Annotated in this window: 18 protein-coding genes and 2 tRNA genes; 15 read left to right on the top strand and 5 right to left on the bottom strand. The window is 52.0% G+C overall.

The features are described 5' to 3' along the window. Positions 1-234 precede the first annotated feature (234 nt). The 4 genes from F6R98_RS14510 (at position 235) to F6R98_RS14495 (ending at position 6,021) form a co-directional block, all read left to right on the top strand. Positions 235-2,100 carry a lipoxygenase family protein gene (locus F6R98_RS14510; protein WP_153249660.1) on the top strand — a complete coding sequence of 622 codons (1,866 nt, stop codon included), beginning with the start codon at positions 235-237 and terminating at the stop codon, positions 2,098-2,100. Positions 2,101-2,379: 279 nt separating this feature from the next. Next, entirely contained in the window at positions 2,380-2,949 is a 570-nt protein-coding gene (locus F6R98_RS14505) for a hypothetical protein (RefSeq protein ID WP_153249659.1), read from the top strand. 243 nt (positions 2,950-3,192) lie between these two features. After that, entirely contained in the window at positions 3,193-3,762 is a 570-nt protein-coding gene (locus F6R98_RS14500) for a hypothetical protein (protein WP_153249658.1), read from the top strand. A gap of 396 nt (positions 3,763-4,158) precedes the next feature. Beyond that, complete coding sequence (locus F6R98_RS14495; protein WP_153249657.1) at positions 4,159-6,021, top strand: di-heme-cytochrome C peroxidase; 1,863 nt, start codon at positions 4,159-4,161, stop codon at positions 6,019-6,021. 306 nt (positions 6,022-6,327) lie between these two features. Here F6R98_RS14495 and F6R98_RS14490 read toward each other — a convergent pair whose 3' ends face one another. Beyond that, positions 6,328-6,846 (bottom strand): Spy/CpxP family protein refolding chaperone, encoded by a 519-nt coding sequence (locus tag F6R98_RS14490; protein WP_194269955.1) that lies wholly within the window; start codon positions 6,844-6,846, stop codon positions 6,328-6,330. Positions 6,847-7,001: 155 nt separating this feature from the next. Between F6R98_RS14490 and F6R98_RS14485 the strand changes: the two genes are divergently transcribed. Next, complete coding sequence (locus F6R98_RS14485) at positions 7,002-8,633, top strand: alpha-keto acid decarboxylase family protein (protein ID WP_153249655.1); 1,632 nt, start codon at positions 7,002-7,004, stop codon at positions 8,631-8,633. Positions 8,634-8,874: 241 nt separating this feature from the next. Here the strand turns inward: F6R98_RS14485 and rdgB are convergent, their stop codons facing one another. From rdgB to rnd, 4 genes are all read right to left on the bottom strand, one after another. Further along, positions 8,875-9,474 carry an RdgB/HAM1 family non-canonical purine NTP pyrophosphatase gene (gene rdgB / locus F6R98_RS14475; RefSeq protein ID WP_153249653.1) on the bottom strand — a complete coding sequence of 200 codons (600 nt, stop codon included), beginning with the start codon at positions 9,472-9,474 and terminating at the stop codon, positions 8,875-8,877. After that, on the bottom strand, positions 9,474-10,205 hold the full coding sequence (gene rph, locus F6R98_RS14470) for a ribonuclease PH (RefSeq protein ID WP_153249652.1): 732 nt from the start codon (positions 10,203-10,205) through the stop codon (positions 9,474-9,476). The genes rdgB and rph overlap by 1 nt, the downstream gene beginning before the upstream one ends. 298 nt (positions 10,206-10,503) lie before the next feature. Next, positions 10,504-12,042 (bottom strand): bifunctional aminoglycoside phosphotransferase/ATP-binding protein, encoded by a 1,539-nt coding sequence (locus tag F6R98_RS14465; RefSeq protein WP_153249651.1) that lies wholly within the window; start codon positions 12,040-12,042, stop codon positions 10,504-10,506. Continuing rightward, a complete protein-coding gene (gene rnd, locus F6R98_RS14460; RefSeq protein WP_194269954.1) occupies positions 12,032-13,189 on the bottom strand; it encodes a ribonuclease D in 1,158 nt (385 codons plus the stop codon). The genes F6R98_RS14465 and rnd overlap by 11 nt, the downstream gene beginning before the upstream one ends. 164 nt (positions 13,190-13,353) lie before the next feature. On the opposite strand from rnd, the gene F6R98_RS14455 reads away from it, so the two are divergent. From F6R98_RS14455 to rplW, 10 genes are all read left to right on the top strand, one after another. After that, a tRNA-Arg gene (locus tag F6R98_RS14455) sits at positions 13,354-13,430 on the top strand. A gap of 60 nt (positions 13,431-13,490) precedes the next feature. Beyond that, a tRNA-Asn gene (locus tag F6R98_RS14450) sits at positions 13,491-13,566 on the top strand. 207 nt (positions 13,567-13,773) lie between these two features. Next, positions 13,774-14,148, top strand: coding sequence for a 30S ribosomal protein S12 (gene rpsL / locus F6R98_RS14445; protein WP_153249649.1), 375 nt, complete (start codon positions 13,774-13,776; stop codon positions 14,146-14,148). A gap of 19 nt (positions 14,149-14,167) precedes the next feature. Beyond that, positions 14,168-14,638: a 30S ribosomal protein S7 gene (gene rpsG / locus F6R98_RS14440; protein WP_153249648.1), complete on the top strand. Its 471-nt coding sequence runs from the start codon at positions 14,168-14,170 to the stop codon at positions 14,636-14,638. A 34-nt stretch (positions 14,639-14,672) separates the two neighbouring features. Continuing rightward, positions 14,673-16,766, top strand: a complete 2,094-nt coding sequence (fusA, locus tag F6R98_RS14435) for an elongation factor G (RefSeq protein ID WP_153249647.1) — start codon at positions 14,673-14,675, stop codon at positions 16,764-16,766. Between the two features lie 33 nt (positions 16,767-16,799). Further along, positions 16,800-17,990 carry an elongation factor Tu gene (tuf, locus tag F6R98_RS14430; RefSeq protein WP_153249646.1) on the top strand — a complete coding sequence of 397 codons (1,191 nt, stop codon included), beginning with the start codon at positions 16,800-16,802 and terminating at the stop codon, positions 17,988-17,990. Between the two features lie 3 nt (positions 17,991-17,993). Next, positions 17,994-18,305: a 30S ribosomal protein S10 gene (gene rpsJ / locus F6R98_RS14425; protein ID WP_153249645.1), complete on the top strand. Its 312-nt coding sequence runs from the start codon at positions 17,994-17,996 to the stop codon at positions 18,303-18,305. Positions 18,306-18,330: 25 nt separating this feature from the next. Then, positions 18,331-18,969, top strand: coding sequence for a 50S ribosomal protein L3 (gene rplC / locus F6R98_RS14420; protein WP_153249644.1), 639 nt, complete (start codon positions 18,331-18,333; stop codon positions 18,967-18,969). A gap of 13 nt (positions 18,970-18,982) precedes the next feature. Then, positions 18,983-19,603, top strand: coding sequence for a 50S ribosomal protein L4 (gene rplD, locus F6R98_RS14415; protein ID WP_153249643.1), 621 nt, complete (start codon positions 18,983-18,985; stop codon positions 19,601-19,603). Continuing rightward, positions 19,600-19,893 carry a 50S ribosomal protein L23 gene (gene rplW / locus F6R98_RS14410; protein ID WP_153249642.1) on the top strand — a complete coding sequence of 98 codons (294 nt, stop codon included), beginning with the start codon at positions 19,600-19,602 and terminating at the stop codon, positions 19,891-19,893. The genes rplD and rplW overlap by 4 nt, the downstream gene beginning before the upstream one ends. Positions 19,894-19,910: the final 17 nt, after the last annotated feature.

Below are 19,910 nucleotides of genomic sequence, written 5' to 3'. Positions count from 1 at the left end.
TTGCAGCCGGCAACTAGCGGGAAACTTGCAGCCATGCGTTTTCCGGCCAGTCATTTCGCTTGAATGCACAACGGGCGGCCCTGACTTTTGCCATATCACGAAAAAACCAGAAGTTCTAAATATCGCTTTTTCAGGAGCGCGAATAGCGTTTGCGTGGCATAGGGCGGTTTCGAGCGGAAGATGAATGTGTGACTGATTTTTAAACCATTACCGTAACTAGAGAAGCCAATACTAATGAGTGCAATACGAAGTCAGAATGTTATTACTAATTACGTTTATCAGTTCAACGCATCCGATCTGGCATATTCGACCGACCAGTACCCGGTAGCAGGCAATTTCAGTGCGACTACCACGCCCTGGCTTAACGATAAGAATACCATACCAAAAAGCTGGCAGTTTACTCCGGACGATGATCGCCTGAAGAATGAACGGATGGCTCAGATCGTAAAAGAGGCGGCTTATATTAATAAAAACGTGCCAGGGCAAACCTATGTCGGGCCGGCGACCGAACAAATCCGGCAACGTTATACATGGAATATGTGGGACACTACGGTATTTACCCAGAAACAGATCGACACGCTGACCGGGTACTGGATCGATGACGACGCCGAATTTGCCCGTCAGCGCTTGGGCGGGGCCAATCCCAACGTGATCGCCAAATACAATGGCAGGGATGACGGTCTCGATCAGTTTGTGAATACCAGCGCCGGTGCGCACAATAAAAATGCACTGATTGCCGCGTTACGGGCTGCCCACGGCAGGAACGGGTTGTTTATCTGCGATTACCGGCCGGTACTGGGCAATGTACAAACCAGACGGTTTGTGCGAGAAGGCTCTTATTTCAGCGTGCCTGTCGCCTTTTTTAGCGTAGAGGGAAACGAACTGATGCCTTTGGCAATTCAAATCGATTCCATAAACAATGCCTATATCTTCACGCCTCACGACGATGCCAATTCCTGGCTGCTGGCCAAACTTTGGGTGGGTTATGCCGATTTTCACTGGTGGTATGGCGGTACCCATTTATTCAATACCCATAGCATCGTGATGATTTTCTCGATTGCCGCGCTAAACCTGATTGAGCAGGATCCGTCTGCGGAAACGCACCCGCTCATGGTGCTGATGACGCCGCATCTAAAAAAAGTTTGCATTCGCACCAGCGGGGTCTACGACGTTACGGCTACCGATCCTATACCCGGCCTGTATCACAAGGGCAAGTTTTGCGATAGATTTTTTCCTACCGGTCGTATCGGTATTTATCAGATTATCAACAATCTTTACCAGAACTACAGCTTCGATGCGATGGCCTTCCCTCAAACTCTGGCCAACCGTCAGATCGATAGCGCAAGCCTGCCGGTTTCCTTCCCCTATCGAGACGACGGTCAGATCTGGTGGCAGGCAATTCAGCAATTCGTGGGAAACGTGGTTGACGCGACCTATGCCGATGACGCTGCCGTAGTCAAAGATCCACTCCCCAATGCCTGGATGAATATGGCGCAGGGCGCCTTTAACCGTGATGGCGTTAAACGCTATACCTGGGTTGCAAGCAAAAATTATCTCAAACATGCCTTAACTAATTTATTTTTTACAGCAACGGCACAGCATACGGCGGTTAACAACAGTATGTTCCAGAGCTGGGGCTTTTTGCCCAACGGCGTTTTCGCCATGGAGAAAGCCCCGCCGCAGAAGCCGGGCGTCAGCGATGAGGAATTGCTCGGCTCGCTACCCAACCCGCAGGAAGTTACAGGCCGCAATTTGATTGCAAATCAGATCGGCACCGTCATGGAGCCAACGACACAAGTCAACGACGTGGTGACCGGCGACGGCACAGCGGCCAGCCTGCATGATTTATATCCCTATGACCAGATCCGCCATCCAAAACAATATCAGGCAGTATCGGATTTTTACAGCGCTTTGTGGACGGACAATGCCTCTGTCAACGCTCAAATTACGGAGAACCAGCGTCAGCGCATTGCCGCATTCATGCAAACGCATGATTACGCAAAATATGCGCCCAATAGTGTTTCTTATTACTATTTGAGCGTTACGACACGGCCCGATATGGGTATCAATGCTTCAGTGATGAATTGCATACAAGTCTGAGCCTTAGACTGTGTTCCGGAAAAACCAGGAGAAGCGCCGACTTATTCGAGTCTGCTCCGGCACGATTCGGTAATACCGACGGCTTGAATATCATTTTTCATGAAGAAACGACTAAATCGGTGCTTCCCAAGATGCGTATTCCTGTCGATCGACTGGAATAACTTTTCCTGACTCAGATATATACGGACCATTTTGCGGTTTAAGGTCTCCTTGTTCATGATGAATTGAGTCAGCTTGTTTATTTACTGCTTGTCGGGCTGAGGGATGCGAGAAACTGTCATGAAGGTGTGGACAATAAATGTACAGGTAAACGCGCAATATTTCATTTCAACGCAGGATAATGAAATAGGAACATGGGAGCATCCGGCAGATGCGGGTGCGTTATATAAAAACAATATCAATATAGCTGCCGTTAGTGATGACCCTGGCGACGCTATTGTCGTAGGTGACGGAGATAATATCGTGTTGCCGTTGGATAGTGAAGACATTATTCAGTGGGTATTGAGCGATGTAAATCCTGTTTATGCGAATCGCATAAAATCTTATATGATCGGATTTAATAGCGAAATTAACTGCGCCTCTCTTCCTGGTTTTTATTTATTACCAGAGCTAATGCAGGAAATAGCAATTGCATCTGTACAAACAGGGTTTAACGCCAAAAAAGAACCAGCGGAACAATGGCTAAACGCCGCTACTGCGGACATAGTGGTTCCGCAGCAACAGCGAGTAAATGCTTCAGCAAATAATACAATCTGTCATATGCATATTGCTGTGGTTGGTATAGCCGACACAGAAGTTCCTGCTGTTTTGAGGGTTATTAAAATCAGTCCAAAAATTATAGTAAATTGATTGTATGCGCCAACCAGGCTAAAGCAGAAAAGGCAGACGCCTTTGGTCGGTGCGGCATCCATAAGTCAGGGCTTTTGTCGGGAGGTTGTGATGGTGTGATCATTGGATAAAACAAGAGAGGTTCGTATGACGTAAACAATGAAACAAGCGGTTTTCTTTGTAAAAAATGTAAATTATATCTTCAACGGCATAGTTGCCAATGCAAACAGTAATTTTGTAATAACTTAACAAGGAGAAATCATCGTGAGCAAGATTTGGACGATTAATGTGCAAGTGAATACGCTTTACTTCAAACAACAAACTGCCGTAGGAACATGGGAGCAACCTGTTGGTGGCAACATGTATTGGAGAAACAACGTCCGTATGGCTGCGGTCAGCGACAACCCTGCCGACGCGATTTCGATAGGTGATGGCGACAGTTTTTCTCTACAGGTGGGCAAGGATGACACCATTAAGTGGATAGTTAGTGAAGTAAACCCTATCTATACAAACTATCGAAGCATGTCCATGTATGGATTTGATACGGGGTCAAATTGGAACGACAATTTAACGCCGCCGAATACCATAATAACAGAATTGGAAGTAGCCGCGGTGAAAACCGGCTTTAACGCTGCCAAGCAACCGGCGGAACGTTGGATAGATGCGTCAACAATCGATATATCAATCCCCCAGACAACTGTGCGCGCGAAGGCGAAAAATGCCAGTATTTCGTACTTGATGAAGCTGGTTTTGATTGATGTAAGCGACATCAATAATCCACGGCCCATAAATTTCTTCAGAATCGACCCCACAATTGTAATTAAATTAACTTAGTTACTGTGTGATAAATCAGGGTGGGTTGATGGTGATTATTACCGTCCCACCCTGATTATAAAAGGTCGGACAGGTTTGTATTTCAAAATATCGGCTATTTAAGAGCATCTTGCGGCACACATGAATGCTGCAAACCTCAACGCAATTTCGGGGCGCTTCCGTAAAATGTCTATTAATCGGCTCACCGTATTGCGCAGGGGTTGTATTTACGGCGTATGAACGGCACTGTCTGCGTAATTTTCGACAACGACGCTGCGTTATAAGTGAAGTCTATCGGTTTTGTAAACCGTGAACCCGCGTGAGTAGTCTTATCAATTTCGATATATGCAGTATACCCGCAACTCCAGCGCAAACAGACGTAAGACAATATAATCCATACAACGCAGAGGATAGTTTATGATCTGGTCAAACAAGATAAGTCGGAAAGTAGTAAGCTTGCATGCCATTGCGACACTCATACTTGGTCTTTCCGGTAACGTGACTGCCGCAAGTTATGCAGAGCCATACATCAGCAATAAAAGCGAATTGAATGCCGACAATTACAACCAGAATTGGGATCAGACCATGCGGGAGTTATTCTACTATACCCCGCAGGGATCACGCTTGATGCCCTACAAATGGTTTTTGGCATTGGAGCAACCGAATAGCGAGACAAAATTCGCCGACTCCGCCAACATCGCCCGTTTCGGTTTGATTTACGACAAGAAAAGCGAAAGAAATCCGGACGGTTTGCCTATCGGATTTTCCAAGGACCCGGCGAGACTTCCCAGTGCCCCTTATTCCGTCAACGACGGCCTGACAGGACCCTGGGTAGGTATGAGTTGTGCGGCCTGCCACACCAATGATATTACCTATAAAGGCAAAATCATACGCATAGACGGCGCGCCAACGCTCGCCGATATCGGTGCGTTTTTTCAGGCGCTGTCCGACGCAGTGAAGGCAACTCGCCCGATGTTGCCGCCGCCTTATAAAAATCCTAAATTCGATCATTTTGCTGAAACTGTTTATGGTCATGTCCCCAGTGAAGAAGAACTGGCCAAACTGTCGTCAGTCTATCTGGACTTTGCAACGCGCATGGAGGGGCAGATTTGGATGCGAACTCCGCCGTCGCCAGCAGGGGCGGGGCGTATCGATGCGCTGGGCCAGATTATCAATGCGCTTGCGGTGTTTGATTTGAAGGAACCGGATAATCTGCGTCCACCCAGTGCGCCGGTCAGTTACCCGCATTTATGGATAGCGCCTGATCTGGATTTTGTGCAATGGGTGCCTGTGGCCGGTAACCCCATCTCCCGTAACGCGGGCGAAGTGCTGGGCGTATTTGGTGAAACGACTTTCATCAATCCCGACCCGAAAAACAGACTGCACTCCAGCGTACTCCTGAAGCAGGTGTACGAAATGGAAGAATGGTTGAAAGAGCTGAATCCACCGCCGTGGCGCGAGGATTTGTTTGGGCGTATCGATACGCGCCGAGCCAGTGCGGGTAAACAGTTGTTTGATAGGGACTGCCGGTCCTGTCACAGCATGCCGCCGTTTGCAGCTGGTGATATGACTGACCCGAAGGAAAATATGAAGGAGCTGCGGTTTATAAAGGTTACCGGCACGCCGCTCAACGAAGTAGGCACCGACCCCAGTTATACGACGAACTTGCTGTCGCGTTTATCGGTAACAGGTACGCTTGCTCCCGTAATCTTTAAAAATACCCCCATCGTTCCTGGCGCTGAAATGTTCCTTGGTTCCGTAGCGGGTGTAGTTGGGCAAGCCATTGCCGATCAAAACGCCAGTCTAGAGGATAAATGCAAATATTCAGGCTACCGCTTTACGCCTGACCAAAAGGAAGTCTGTGATTTTACGAAAGCAACACCAGGATCAACATCACCAGGCGTGAATACTATCAAAGCGGGTCCTTTGCTGGGTATTTGGGCTACCGGACCCTTCCTGCATAACGGTTCGGTACCGAACATCTATGAGTTGCTGTCAGCGCCCGCTGAGCGCTCCAGGAAATTCTGGGTAGGCAGCCATGAACTGGATACGGTAAACCTTGGTTTCGTGTCCGGCAAACAGGGTAACGAAAAGGAAAGTGTAAAGCTTTTCGAGTTCGATACCAGCATTGCCGGGAACAGTAATAGCGGTCATGTCTACCCTAAAACAAGGGCTTATACTCATCAGGAAAAGATGGATATCATCGAATACCTGAAGCAGGACAGCACTGGCTGGAGACCTAACGCGAAAAAAGCCAAGGCTGCATCCAACAACTATTGATTGCCGACGGCGACGGTCGATAAATACCGTCGCCTTTGTATCTGCCCAGGCATGCAACATATGGCGCAACAGTTTATCCGCCCCGGCGGGATGAATAGGGTTGGTGTTCGCTACGCGATTTGCGCGGTAACGGAGCCAAGGGCATGGTCAAAAATAATTTCCCTGTTAGTGCTGAGCTTGCCGAACCGCGAACGGCTGGTCGACATATCAAGGGCTAACGCGCGTGGGCGGCTAATTCTGAAATGCCATAACCCAAGTCAACAGCTTCGGGACGCACGGCGTGCGATGATTTTGTTGCCGCTGTTTTCAAGACTCGCTTTTCAGCGATTTAAGCTTTTGCAACTGCTCGGGCGTCAGTACCGCGTTGATCGCGTTGCGCGCTTTCAATGTGGTTTCGACCAGTTCATTAAACGCCGTCGAGTGTTCCTGGGCTGCTTTACGTATGGCCGCCTCGTCTGCTGCGGGATTCAGAAATAGGTTATGCGCGGCCTTCATGCTTTCCTTGACGCGACTGACTATGCCGGCTACTTTTTGTTGACTCTCCTGGTGAATGCGCGTGATCTTTCCAATCTGCTCATCCGTCAGTTTTAATTCCTGGATGTGCTGAAGCACCATTTCTGCGTAGCCTTTATGGTCACCATCGGCTTGTTCGCGCGACATCATATGCTGCATCACTTTTCCATGCATATTGCCGCCCTGCATTCCTTCAGGGGAGGTGGACTGGTTTTGGTGCTGGGTGTGATCGGGGTCGGCTGCAAAAGCGGGTAGGCTCAACGAGCTCGCGCATATAAATAGGGCAAAACAGATTGCGGCTGGTGTTTTCATTTTGAACTCCATTATCTGAAAGATTGGAATGGCAAACTACTATCGTTATTGATGTGTCTTGCCGCGTGGATCAATATATACTCTCAGCGGCATGCTCACAAGGGCATGGCGGGCGATGTTGCAGCGGGTCAAACACGAATCATCGAGGAACACTTATGCCACACTACTCTTCCATCGGCCACTACTTGTTGACACGCTTGTATGACAACGGGGTTCATCATCTGTTCGGCGTGCCGGGCGATTATATACTGCGTTTTTATCAGCAGATTTACGACAGTCCGATCCGGCATATAGGCACCACACGCGAAGATACCGCCGCGTTCGCAGCGGATGGGTATGCGCGTTGCCGCGGACTGAGCGCAGTTGCCGTGACTTACGGCGTAGGTGCGTTGAATGTGGTGAATCCGATTGCAGGCGCTTATGCCGAATCATCCCCTGTGGTGATTATCAGCGGCGCGCCGGGAGTAAACGAACAACGCGACGATCCGTTACTTCACCATCGTTTCGGGCCGTTCCGGTTCCAGCGCGAAATCTTCGAACGTATCACTTGCGCCAGTGCCGTACTGGACGATCCTTATACCGCCTTGCGCCAGATCGACCGCGTGCTGGCCGCGGCGCGCGAATACAGCAAGCCGGTTTATATCGAAATTCCCAGGGACCGGGTTGAGACCGAGGGGTTTTCGATGCCTCCGGAGTCTTTTGTCGCATCCGGCAGCGATACCGCTTCCTTGCAGGAAGCTGTCGAGGAAACACTGCAGCTGTTGAGCGCAGCGACTACGCCGGTGCTGATTGCCGGCGTCGAGATTCATCGCCGCGGTTTGCAGCAAAAACTGCGCGAATTGGTGGATCTGGGGCAGCTTCCGCTTGCAGCAACGCTGACCGGTAAATCCGTTATCGACGAGCATCACCCATATTATCTTGGAATTTACGAGGGAGCGATGGGTTCGGTGCTGGCGCGCGCGCGCGTCGAGCAAGCGGATTTGGTGATGCTGCTGGGCGTGACGCTGAACGACGTAGACTCCGGCATTTACACCGCCAAAATTGACGCCAACCGTATGATACGGGCCAGTCTGGGTGAGATTTACATACATCATCACCGTTATCCCCGCGTTCTCCTTGCCGATTATGTCGCGGCGTTGCGCGACCGCCTGACGCCGTCGATTGAACCCGGGCTCATTCCTCAAGCTGCGGATGAAGAACTTGCGTTCCCGCTGAGCGGACAACCCATCAAATTGTCGCGCTTGATTTCCAGGCTGAACCGGTTGTTGACGCCGGAAATGGTTGTCGTCAGCGATACAGGCGACTGCCTGTTTGCGGCGATCGACCTGAAAGTTCATGAAAGCAATTTTATTGCCAATGCGTTTTACACCAGCATGGGCTTTGCCGTTCCGGCAGCGTTGGGCGTACAGGCTGCCTGTCCGGAGCGACGCGCGTTGATCCTGGTAGGCGATGGCGCATTCCAGATGACGGGAACCGAGTTGTCCACAATTGCGCGGCTCGGACTCAACCCGATAGTGGTTGTTTTCAACAATCGAGGTTATAGCACCGAGCGTTTCATACTGGACGGTCCGTTCAACGACATCAGCTTATGGCGCTTCGAACGCTTGGGAGAAGTATTTGGTCCGTTGGCCGGTTTTGAAGCCGGTGTGGAGGAAGAGCTGGAGGCTGCGCTAGCCGGTGCTTTAGCGGTGCGGGATAGGCCCAGTATCATTAATGTTCATCTGGAGCCTGGCGACCCTTCGCCCGGTATGCGCAGACTGGCTGAGCATCTGGGTAACAAGATATAGATGGGTCGGCATCATCTCCGAGCATAAGCATGGCGTGGTGAGGAACGCTGGTGGTGCCTATATCGGCAATGACGAATATCTCGGCATTGCCGGATATTATCCTGGCAAGTTTTCCTGGCGGAGAAAACTTCCGCTCTATCTGTACATCACGCTGCCATGTCTTGGATATTCGAACTGTTCGCTTGATACGTTGCCGGGGAGGTTCATGCGTGCCTGGGCGCGTAAATGAGCCGAGCCTGCCTTATATCTGATCCAATTGCTCCAGCAACGAAAACAGGGCTTTGCCGCGATGGCTGAGCCGGTTTTTCTCCTCGCCGGACAGCTCCGCCGCGGAGCAGTCTCTTTCGCCGACATAAAACAGCGGATCGTAACCGAAACCGCAGTTGCCTTTGCCTTGGTCCAGAATCGAGCCTTCCCAGCTTCCTTCTGCGACGAGCGGAGCGGGATCGTCGGCATCGCGCAACAGGACGATGACGCAGCGAAAACGCGCGGTACGCAATGAGGCGGGTATGTCCTGCAATTCCGACAGCAGTTTTCGGTTGTTATCGGCATCGCTGCTGCTTTTGCTTCCTGCATAACGCGCGGAATAGACGCCGGGCGCGCCGTTCAATGCATCGACTTCCAGACCGGAATCGTCGGCAATGGCGGGCAAGCCGCTCAGACGTGCGGCATGGCGCGCCTTGATCAGCGCGTTTTCATGAAAGGTCTCACCGTTTTCTTCAACATCAGCGATTCCCAGTGCGGATTGCGGAACGATTTCGATGTTCTTGTCGGCCAGTAAAGCCTGAATTTCTTTGACTTTACCGGCGTTACTACTGGCGAGCACGATTTTTAGCGCCACTAAATACTTGCCCCGGCGGCGGCTAGCGCGTCTCTTTGGTGAGCCATCAATTCGCTGATACCCGCGCCTGCCAGCGCCAGCATCGCATCGAGTTCTTCGCGCCGAAACGCGTGACCTTCAGCAGTACCCTGTATTTCAACGTATGCGCCGGCGTCGTTCATAACCACGTTCATATCGGTTTCGGCGTCGCTGTCTTCTTTGTAATCCAGGTCGAGAATGGGTATGCCTTTATAGATTCCTACCGAAACCGATGCTATTTGACCGTGCAACGGATTGGCTTTGAGCCTTTTTTGTTTCAGTAAGCGATGTACGGCCAGCGTCAGCGCTACGAAACTGCCGGTGATGGATGCGGTACGCGTGCCGCCGTCAGCCTGTATGACATCGCAATCCAGGGTGATGGTGCGCTCGCCCAGTGCTTCCAGATTTAAAGCGGCGCGCAGCGAACGCCCAATCAAACGCTGAATTTCCAAGGTGCGTCCGCCTTGTTTGCCGCGTGCGGCTTCGCGTCCCATGCGTTCGTGTGTGGAGCGCGGCAGCATGCCGTATTCTGCGGTAATCCAGCCGCTGCCCTTGCCTTTCAAAAACGGAGGGACGCGGTCTTCTATGCTGGCGGTGCAGATGACACGCGTATCGCCGAACTCGACCAGTACCGACCCTTCGGCATGACGGGTGTAATGGCAGGTCAATGCAATTTTTCTCAGATCGTTGGGATTGCGTCCGCTCGGTCTCATGGGCTTGTTTCTTCCAAAAAATCGGTAATTATATCGTAATGGCGATGTGGAGTGCTTGCAACTTTTGTGGGCTTCAGAGGCAAACGCATTAAAAATGCGCTGTACAAAATAAATATCCACCGTACCATCATATGGCCGTTTGATAAATGTGCCACGCGGAAAGTGAGCCGTTCATTGCGACGGAGTTATTTGAAGCGGCTATTATGTTAAAGTTCCTGGCACAAGTTAAATAGGCCGCTTCAAGCGATGACCCAGGGTGACGGGTAGCGGTCATGTACGGCTGGCCGGGTGAGCTTGTCTAGAATGCCGCTTGGCCGGTAGTTTTTTTGTCATGGATGTACAGCTTCTCGCTCTCGTCCAGCGCTTCCGCGTATTGCTTTTGAAGGGCTAATATCGACAAATCGGCCTCCGACGGCTCGTCGTTGCGCTTCATGCGCATTTTTATGCGGGATTCGATCACTTCGTATGGCTCATCGACATCCAGAATTTTGAATTCAACTCCCACTTCATCGGCCAGTTGAGCAAATTGCCTGCGGTGGCGCTTTAGCAGGAACGTGGCATCAACGATCGTGTTATAACCTGCGCGCAGCAGTAACGCCGTGGTGTCGTGCAGGTGGGTATAGGTTCGTTCGGTCGCGTCGTGCGTATAAATGCCGTCTCCCGCAGCGCGTTTCGTATTATCCAGCGCGGCGTAACCGTGCAGGCGTTTGCGTTCGATGTCGGAGTTGATGCGTATTGCGGCCAGCTCCGGAGCCATCCGGCGCGCCAGCCATGATTTGCCGCTGCCGGAGAAACCATGCGTTATGAACAGGGTAGGGCGATCCGGCGTGCTGAAGCGCGCTGCGGACGCAAGATAGCGGTATAGATTGCTATTGACCTCTTTGTCCGGTGCGGCGCCGGGATCGTTCAGGTGGGCGATTTTGGCGCGCACCATGGCGCGATAGACGCAGTAGTAACGGAACACCGCCATCCCGGCGTAATCTCCGCTCAATTCAAGATAGCGATTGAGCGTTTGAAACAGGGCGGCATGCTGTGCGTGCGCTTCCATATCCATGCACAGAAAAGCAATATCGTTGATCACATCTATCCAGCGCAGCGATTCATTGAACTCGATACAATCGAAAGGTATCAGCTGTCCTCCGAGGCGGACCAGATTATTTAAATGGAGGTCGCCGTGGCATTCGCGAATAAATCCATGGTTTTTACGTGTTTCAAGCACCGATTCTATTCTTGCGAATTCCTGCTGTTCGAATTGCCGGATAGGCGCGCATATCGCGTCGACAGCGGGGTGGCAAAGCGAGTCCAATAGTGAAAAATTATGTTCGCTATAAGCGCGAATTGTCGCAACGCTGCCGTAGTCGCTGTTGTTTTCCGCTCGTTGAGCCTGGTTGTGGAAAACGGCCAGAGTGCTTGCCAGTTTTTCCATCAGCTCGCATGTCAATAATCCCTTTCCTGCCAGCTCCAGGCCGATTTCGCTTTGCTCGAAGCGTTTGAGTTTGACGGCGTATTCGATGGGGTGGCCGGTTGTTTCCAGCGTGGGAGCGTCAGGCGAACCATGGATGGCGACGGTTTCCAGATAAAGGTCGGCTGCAAATCTGCGGTTCAGCCGTAACTCTTCCTGACAGAAAAACCTGCGTTTTTCCAGTGTGGTGAAGTCAACAAATCCGAAATTCACCGATTTTTTGATTTTATATGCGTAATGGCGCGTCAATAGTATCCAGGAAATGTGGGTCGAAATGACTCTTATCGGTTCCTGTTCAGACTCCGGTAAGGGTAAGAGCGGGCTGTTGCGGTTGCTTAATGCGGCAATCAGCGCAGGCAGGGATTCAGGCGTCATGGTTCGGAAGAAGCGCCAGTTTCGACTGGTGCGCGCTCAGGCTGGTTTTTCCATCCAGGTAGGCTTGCAGCGTTTCGGCAGCCATCTGTTGCCTCCAACCCTGTAACAGCCTGGATTCCTGGTCGCCGGCAAGAAAGAGCTCCAGATCCTTGCGGCTGGCCAGGAGCCCGGGATTTAATTTGTTATGTTCCGCAATGAGGCGGACGATGGCGCCAAGTGTATCCAGCAGCGCTTCCAGGTTGGCGCTGCGGTGCGCCGGTTTTTCATTAGCGCCGTTGATGTCGGCAGGTTGTTTCAGCGCCTGTGCAATGATCCTGCAAATTACGGGGCCATAGCGTTTGATGCCGCGTTCGTCCATGCTGCGTACCTGTCGCAGTTTATCCGCTTGCTGCGGCTGCTGGCGCGCCAGATCCAGTACGGCATCGTCCTTGATGATCCAGCCGCGCGGCAGGTTTTCATCGCGGGCAGTCTGCTCTCTCCAGGCGGCCAGTGCTTTAAGCACGGCCTGCGCCCTATTGCGAAGCTGTGCGGTACCGGCTATCCGCTTCCAGGCAGACTCCGGGGCGACATTGTATGTCTCCGTTTGCGACAGGATCGCGCATTCGGATTCGAGCCAACCCAGTCTGTTGCTTGCCTTCAGGCGTTCTCTGATGATCGGGTACGCCTGCGCCAGATAAATCACATCTTCGGCGGCGTAGCGCAGTTGTTCTTCGGTTAGCGGGCGTTGCGACCAGTCTGTGCGTGAATGGCCCTTATGAAGCTGAATGTTCAAAATATCGGCAATGAGGCCTGCATAACCGATTTGTTCGTTCAAGCCGATCAGCGGTGCTGCAATTTGCGTGTCGAAAAGGGGCCTGGGAACTTCGTTGCGCAGATGGAAGAAAATCTCCATATCCTGTCGGCAGGCATGCAGCACCTTGACAATGTCGGTGTCGTATATGATCTTGTAGAGAGATGTTAAATCGGTCAGTTTAAGTGGATCTATGCAGGCGGCAATCCCGGGTGTGGCAATCTGTATCAGGCAAAACTGCGGATAGTAGGTTTTTTCGCGCATGAACTCGGTATCGATAGCGAGCCAGGGCGCATCGGCAATGCGCGCGCAGAAAGTGTCGAGAACAGCCGGAGTGTCTATGTATAAAGATGTCAAGCGCATACTCCTGTCAAACCGGTGAGTAGGGCCTTGAGCGGGGGCGGCGATGCATCCGCATCCTGGCAACTTGAACGAAGTATACCGGTAAGCGTGTCTGAATGTTTTTTCTTTTTTGGTGTTGACACTGAAATAAACATACCTCATAATGCTGATTCTGTTGCGCGCTCGTAGCTCAGTTGGATAGAGTACCTGGCTACGAACTAGGTGGTCGGGAGTTCGAATCTCTCCGAGCGCGCCATTAAACGTAGGCTTGATCATTCCGGATTTCATGCCGGGATGTGATAATAAAAGATTGTATTCCCTCGTAGCTCAGTCGGTAGAGCAAGTGACTGTTAATCACTGGGTCGGCGGTTCGAGCCCGTCCGAGGGAGCCATATCAACAAAGCCTGCGTATTGCAGGCTTTTTTCGTTTGTAACGCAGTGATGTGTGCTGGGTTGGATAGTCCTTTAGGCTTTGTGCGAGCTTCTTGACATCGCGTTTGCGATGTTTTACTCTCGCTGGCTCGGTTGGGCTTTGCGGACTGCAAGCCCGCCCATAATTACATAAGTTTGCCAAGAAGCGACAAATTCGGAGTTAGTTAATGACGACAATCAACCAATTGGTTCGGAAACCACGTGTCAGGAAGAAGGAGAAGAGCAATGTTCCGGCTCTTGATAGCTGTCCCCAGCGTCGCGGCGTCTGTACCCGTGTTTATACGACCACGCCCAAAAAGCCCAACTCTGCACTGCGCAAGGTGGCTCGTGTGCGCCTGACCAATGGCGCCGAGGTTACCAGTTACATCGGCGGCGAAGGTCATAATCTCCAGGAGCACTCGGTGGTGCTGATACGCGGCGGTCGTGTAAAGGACTTGCCGGGCGTTCGCTACCATACCGTGCGCGGAAGTCTCGATACGGCGGGCGTACAGAAGCGTCGTCAGGCGCGTTCCAAATACGGTGCGAAGCGTCCAAAGAGTTAATTAAGCGCAGGATTACATAATGTCCAGAAGAAGAAATTCAGAAAAAAGAAGTATCAACCCGGATCCTCGTTTTGGTAGCCTGACGCTGGCCCGTTTCGTCAATATGCTGATGCAGGACGGCAAGAAGTCCGTTGCGGAAAAGATTGTTTACGGCGCGCTTGACTATATCGAAGGCAAGACCGGGCAGAATTCGCTCGACGTTTTAACCAAGGCGCTTGAAAACGTGCAGCCGGTTGTCGAGGTGAAATCGCGGCGAGTGGGTGGGGCTACCTATCAGGTTCCGGTCGAAGTGCGGCCTGCGCGGCGTTCGGCCCTGGCCATGCGCTGGCTGATCGATGCCGCTGACAAACGTAGTGAGAAAGGCATGGGAATGAAGCTGGCTGCGGAAATGATCGACGCCAACGAAAATCGCGGAACCGCAGTTAAAAAGCGCGAAGATACGCATAGAATGGCTGAAGCGAATAAGGCGTTCTCGCACTTCCGTTGGTAATGCAGGGAATGTAGCCGGTTTAGGAGTAATTATAATGGCGCGCACGACACCGATAGAGAGATACCGCAATATCGGGATTATGGCGCACATTGATGCCGGCAAGACAACGACCACAGAGCGTGTTCTTTTCTATACCGGGGTTTCTCATAAGATAGGCGAAGTCCATGACGGCGCCGCCACCATGGACTGGATGGAGCAGGAGCAGGAGCGTGGCATAACGATTACGTCGGCCGCCACCACCTGTTTTTGGAAAGGTATGCATGCCAGCTTTCCACAGCACCGCATCAATATTATCGATACGCCGGGGCATGTGGACTTTACGATCGAAGTCGAGCGCTCTCTGCGGGTGCTGGATGGGGCCTGTGCTGTATTCTGTGCAGTGGGTGGCGTCGAGCCGCAGTCGGAAACCGTTTGGCGTCAAGCCGACAAGTACGGCGTGCCGCGACTGGCCTTCATTAACAAGATGGATCGCGCTGGAGCTGACTTCCTTCGCGTGGTAGAGCAGATAAAAACCCGGCTAGGCGCTTTTCCTGTTCCGATACAGTTGCCTATAGGCGCTGAAGAAAAATTCGAAGGGGTTATCGACCTGATCGGCCTGAAGGCAATCTACTGGGATGACGCTACCCAGGGTATGCGCTTTGACGAGCGCGATGTGCCTGATGAGATGGTCGAGGAATGCAATGTCTGGCGGGGAAGGGTTATTGAGGCCGCGGCCGAGGCGAACGAGGTATTGATGGATAAATACCTTGAGGGGTTTGAGCTAACCGAAGAAGAGATATACGCTGGACTGCGGGCCAGAACCATTGCGAACGAAATAGTTCCCGCTCTTTGCGGTTCCGCCTTTAAGAACAAGGGTGTGCAGGCGATGCTGGATGCGGTAGTGCATTTTCTTCCGTCGCCCGCCGATATACCGCCTGTTAAGGGTGTGCTCGAAAATGGCGAAGAAAGCAGCCGTGAGCGTACCGATGAGGCGCCCTTCTCTGCATTGGCTTTCAAGATTGCAACCGATCCGTTCGTTGGTGCGCTGACATTCGTACGCGTTTACTCGGGGGTGCTGAGCTCAGGCGATACGGTTTACAACCCGATCAAGGACAAGCGGGAGCGTATCGGACGTCTGGTGCAGATGCACGCCAACAATCGCGAAGAAATCAAGGAAGTCAGGGCGGGGGATATAGCGGCTGCTATCGGACTGAAAGAGGTTACGACGGGCGATACGCTTTGCGATCAAAAGCACGTAATCACACTGGAAAGAATGGTGTTTCCCGATCCGGTAATCTCCATAGCGGTCGAGCCAAAAACCAAGGCCGACCAGGAGAAAATGGGCATAGCGCTGGGCAAACTGGCGCAGGAAGATCCTTCCTTCAGAGTCCATACCGATGAAGAGACCGGTCAGACGATCATTTCCGGGATGGGTGAGTTGCATCTCGAAATTATCGTGGATCGCATGAAGCGGGAGTTCGGTGTCGGAGCCAATGTCGGCGCGCCTCAGGTGGCCTATCGGGAAACCATACGAAAATCGGTCGAGCAGGAAGGAAAGTATGTGCGTCAGACCGGCGGGCGAGGCCAGTATGGTCATGTCTGGTTGCGAATCGAACCTTTGGAGCGAGGCAAGGGATACGAGTTCGTAAACGGCGTGGTAGGCGGAACTGTGCCGAAGGAATTTATTCCTGCTGTAGATAAAGGTATACAGGAACAAGTAAAAAGTGGTATACTGGCAGGCTTTCCGGTAGTTGATGTTCGAGTTACATTATTCGATGGCTCCTACCATGATGTCGACTCCAATGAAATGGCGTTTAAAATTGCTGGTTCGATGGGGTTTAGAGAGGGCGCCCAGAAGGCGGATGCAACTCTGCTGGAACCGATTATGAAAGTCGATGTGGTGACCCCGGAAGACTACATGGGCGACGTGGTTGGTGATATTAATCGCCGTCGGGGTATTGTTCATGGCCTGGATGAAATGCCGGCCGGTAAGGTTATTAGATGCGAAGTGCCGCTGGCCGAAATGTTCGGTTACGCCACCGACCTGCGTTCCGCGACACAGGGCCGGGCTACCTACAGCATGCATTTCGAGCGATATGCTGAGGCGCCGGCAAATGTAGCTGATGGAATAATTAATAGAACGTCATAACACAACAGAATTTGGGTCGTAGAGGTTACAGGCATGTCAAAAGAGAAGTTTTCGCGTAGCAAGCCGCATGTGAATGTCGGCACCATAGGTCATGTGGATCATGGTAAAACTACGCTGACCGCAGCGCTGACCAAGGTAATGGCCGAGATGCATGGTGGCGAGTTCAAGGCCTACGATCAGATCGATGCCGCTCCGGAAGAGCGGGCTCGCGGCATCACCATTGCGACCGCGCATGTCGAATACGAATCGCCGAATCGCCATTATGCGCATGTAGATTGTCCTGGGCATGCCGACTACGTCAAAAACATGATTACGGGCGCAGCGCAGATGGATGGAGCGATTCTGGTTTGCTCCGCCGCCGACGGCCCTATGCCGCAGACCAGAGAGCATATTCTTCTTGCGCGTCAGGTGGGTGTTCCCTATATCGTTGTTTTCCTGAACAAGGCCGATATGGTTGACGACGCCGAGCTGATCGAGTTGGTTGACATGGAAGTTCGTGAGCTGCTTACCACGTACAATTTTCCGGGTGACACTACTCCAATTATTGTCGGGTCCGCGCTGAAGGCGCTGGAGGGCGATCAAAGTGAAATCGGCGTACCTGCGATCATCAAGCTGGTAAATGCATTGGATGAATATATTCCGCAGCCCGACCGCCCGGTAGATCTGCCCTTCCTGCTGCCTGTGGAGGATGTGTTCTCTATTTCGGGGCGTGGCACGGTGGTGACGGGGCGTATCGAGCGCGGCATAGTCAAGGTGGGTGAAGAGGTTGAGATAGTTGGTCTCCGGCCTACGGTAAAAACCACCTGTACCGGCGTCGAAATGTTCCGCAAATTACTGGATCAAGGTCAGGCCGGGGATAACGTCGGGGTGCTGCTGCGCGGAACCAAGCGTGAAGATGTGGAGCGCGGTCAGGTGTTGGCGAAACCGGGCACCATCAAGCCGCACACGCATTTCGAAGCGGAAATTTATGTGCTTTCGAAGGAAGAGGGTGGGCGACACACTCCGTTCTTCAAAGGATACAGGCCTCAATTCTATTTTCGTACGACTGATGTTACCGGCGCCGTGGATTTGCCCGAAGGTGTGGAGATGGTTATGCCCGGTGACAATGTCAATATCAAGGTTAAATTGCTGGCTCCCATCGCAATGGACGAGGGAGTGCGTTTCGCGGTACGCGAAGGTGGCCGCACGGTCGGTGCGGGTGTTGTTTCAAAGATATTCGAGTAAGCCATGTCAAAACAGAGAATTAGAATTCGCCTAAAGGCATTCGATCACCGCTTGATTGATCAATCGGCAATAGAGATCGTGGAAACAGCAAAGCGCACAGGCGCACAGGTGCTTGGCCCTATTCCGCTCCCGACGAAAAAGGAGAGATGGACTGTACTGGTATCGCCGCACGTAAACAAGGATGCGCGAGATCAATACGAGCTCAGAACACATAAGCGTCTGATGGATATTATCGATCCGACGGATAAAACCGTCGACGCACTGATGAAGCTGGATCTGGCCGCCGGCGTAGATGTTCAAATCAAGCTGAATTAAGAAACAGAATATTTGGAGTTAAGTCATGGCAATTGGTCTTGTTGGCCGCAAATGTGGAATGACCCGCGTCTTCACTGACGACGGGGCGGCGATTCCGGTATCGGTGGTGCATGTTGATCCTAATCGGATAGTACAGGTAAAGACGGTCGAGTCAGATGGATACCGTGCAATCCAGGTAACCACTGGTAATGTTAAGCGCTCACGGTTGTCACGTCCTCAAATCGGACATTATGCTAAGGCGGGCGTGGAAGCGGGACGCGGTCTGTGGGAATTTCGAGTTGATGATGCCGATAGCGTTGAGTACGCGGTTGGCGCAGCATTGACTGTCGACCGGTTTGAAGAAGGGCAATATGTAGATGTAGCAGGGGTAACCATCGGTAAGGGATTCGCCGGCGTAGTTAAACGCTACAATTTCCGGACCCAGGATGCAACCCACGGTAACTCGCTATCGCACCGCGCACCGGGCTCTATCGGTCAGAATCAGACTCCGGGCCGCGTTATGAAAGGCAAAAAAATGTGCGGTCATATGGGTAATGAGAACCAGACCACGCAGAACCTGCGTGTCGTATCTGTCGACAAGGATAAATCGCTGCTGCTTATTCGCGGCGCCATTCCCGGTCACAAGGGCGCCGATGTCGTTGTTAAGCCGGCAGTAAAGAAATAAACAGGGTGGAAAAATGAGCCTAAAGGTCTCTGTAATTAAAGACGGCGCCGCCGTGGAACCGGTAGACGTAAGTGCGGCGGTTTTCGGGCAGCACTTCAACGAACCGTTGGTTCATCAGTTGGTGGTTGCATACATGGCTGCCGGCCGCTCTGGAACCAAAGCTCAGAAGACGCGTTCCGAAGTGAGCGGTGGCGGTGCGAAACCATGGAAGCAGAAAGGTTCTGGGCGGGCTCGCGCCGGCACGACACGCAGCCCCTTGTGGCGTCATGGCGGTGTTACCTTTGCAGCAAGCAATCGGTCGTACAAGCAGAAGCTGAACAAAAAAATGTACCGTGCTGCGATGCGTTCTATTTTCTCGGAATTGCTGCGCCAGGATCGTTTGATAGTAACCGACGATATATACACTTCTGCACCGAAGACGCGCGAATTGAGCAACAAGCTGAAAGCCCTGGGCGCAAGCAGTGCTCTGATTATTACCGATGCGTACAATGTAGACACTTTCCTGTCGGCACGCAACTTGGGTAACGTCGAGATTTGCACTGCTGATTCGATAAGCCCTGTTTCTCTGGTTCACTTTGAAAAAGTGATTGTGACTACCCAGGCAGTGAAGAACATTGAGGTTAAACTGGCATGAGACAGCAGAATTTGATGCGTGTGATACAGGCGCCTATCGTATCCGAAAAGAGCAACATAACAGCGCAATCGAACAGGACCTTTGTTTTTCGCGTGAAAAAAAACTCGGACAAGATAGACATCAAGCAGGCGGTTGAGCTGATGTTCGATGTCAAGGTCGAAAGCGTGCATGTCCTCAACGTATTTGGTAAAAGCAAGCGGTTCGGGCGATTCGCCGGTAAACGATCAGATTGGAAAAAAGCTTACGTCAAGCTGAAACCCGGATTCGATATTGAGTTGTCTACTGCGTAAAAATGGTGGATAGCAGC

The sequence above is a fragment of the Candidatus Methylospira mobilis genome (assembly GCF_009498235.1).
Classification (GTDB): domain Bacteria; phylum Pseudomonadota; class Gammaproteobacteria; order Methylococcales; family Methylococcaceae; genus Methylospira; species Methylospira mobilis.
The sequence above is the reverse complement of the archived record's forward strand: the minus strand, read 5'-3'. Positions and strand labels throughout refer to the sequence as shown.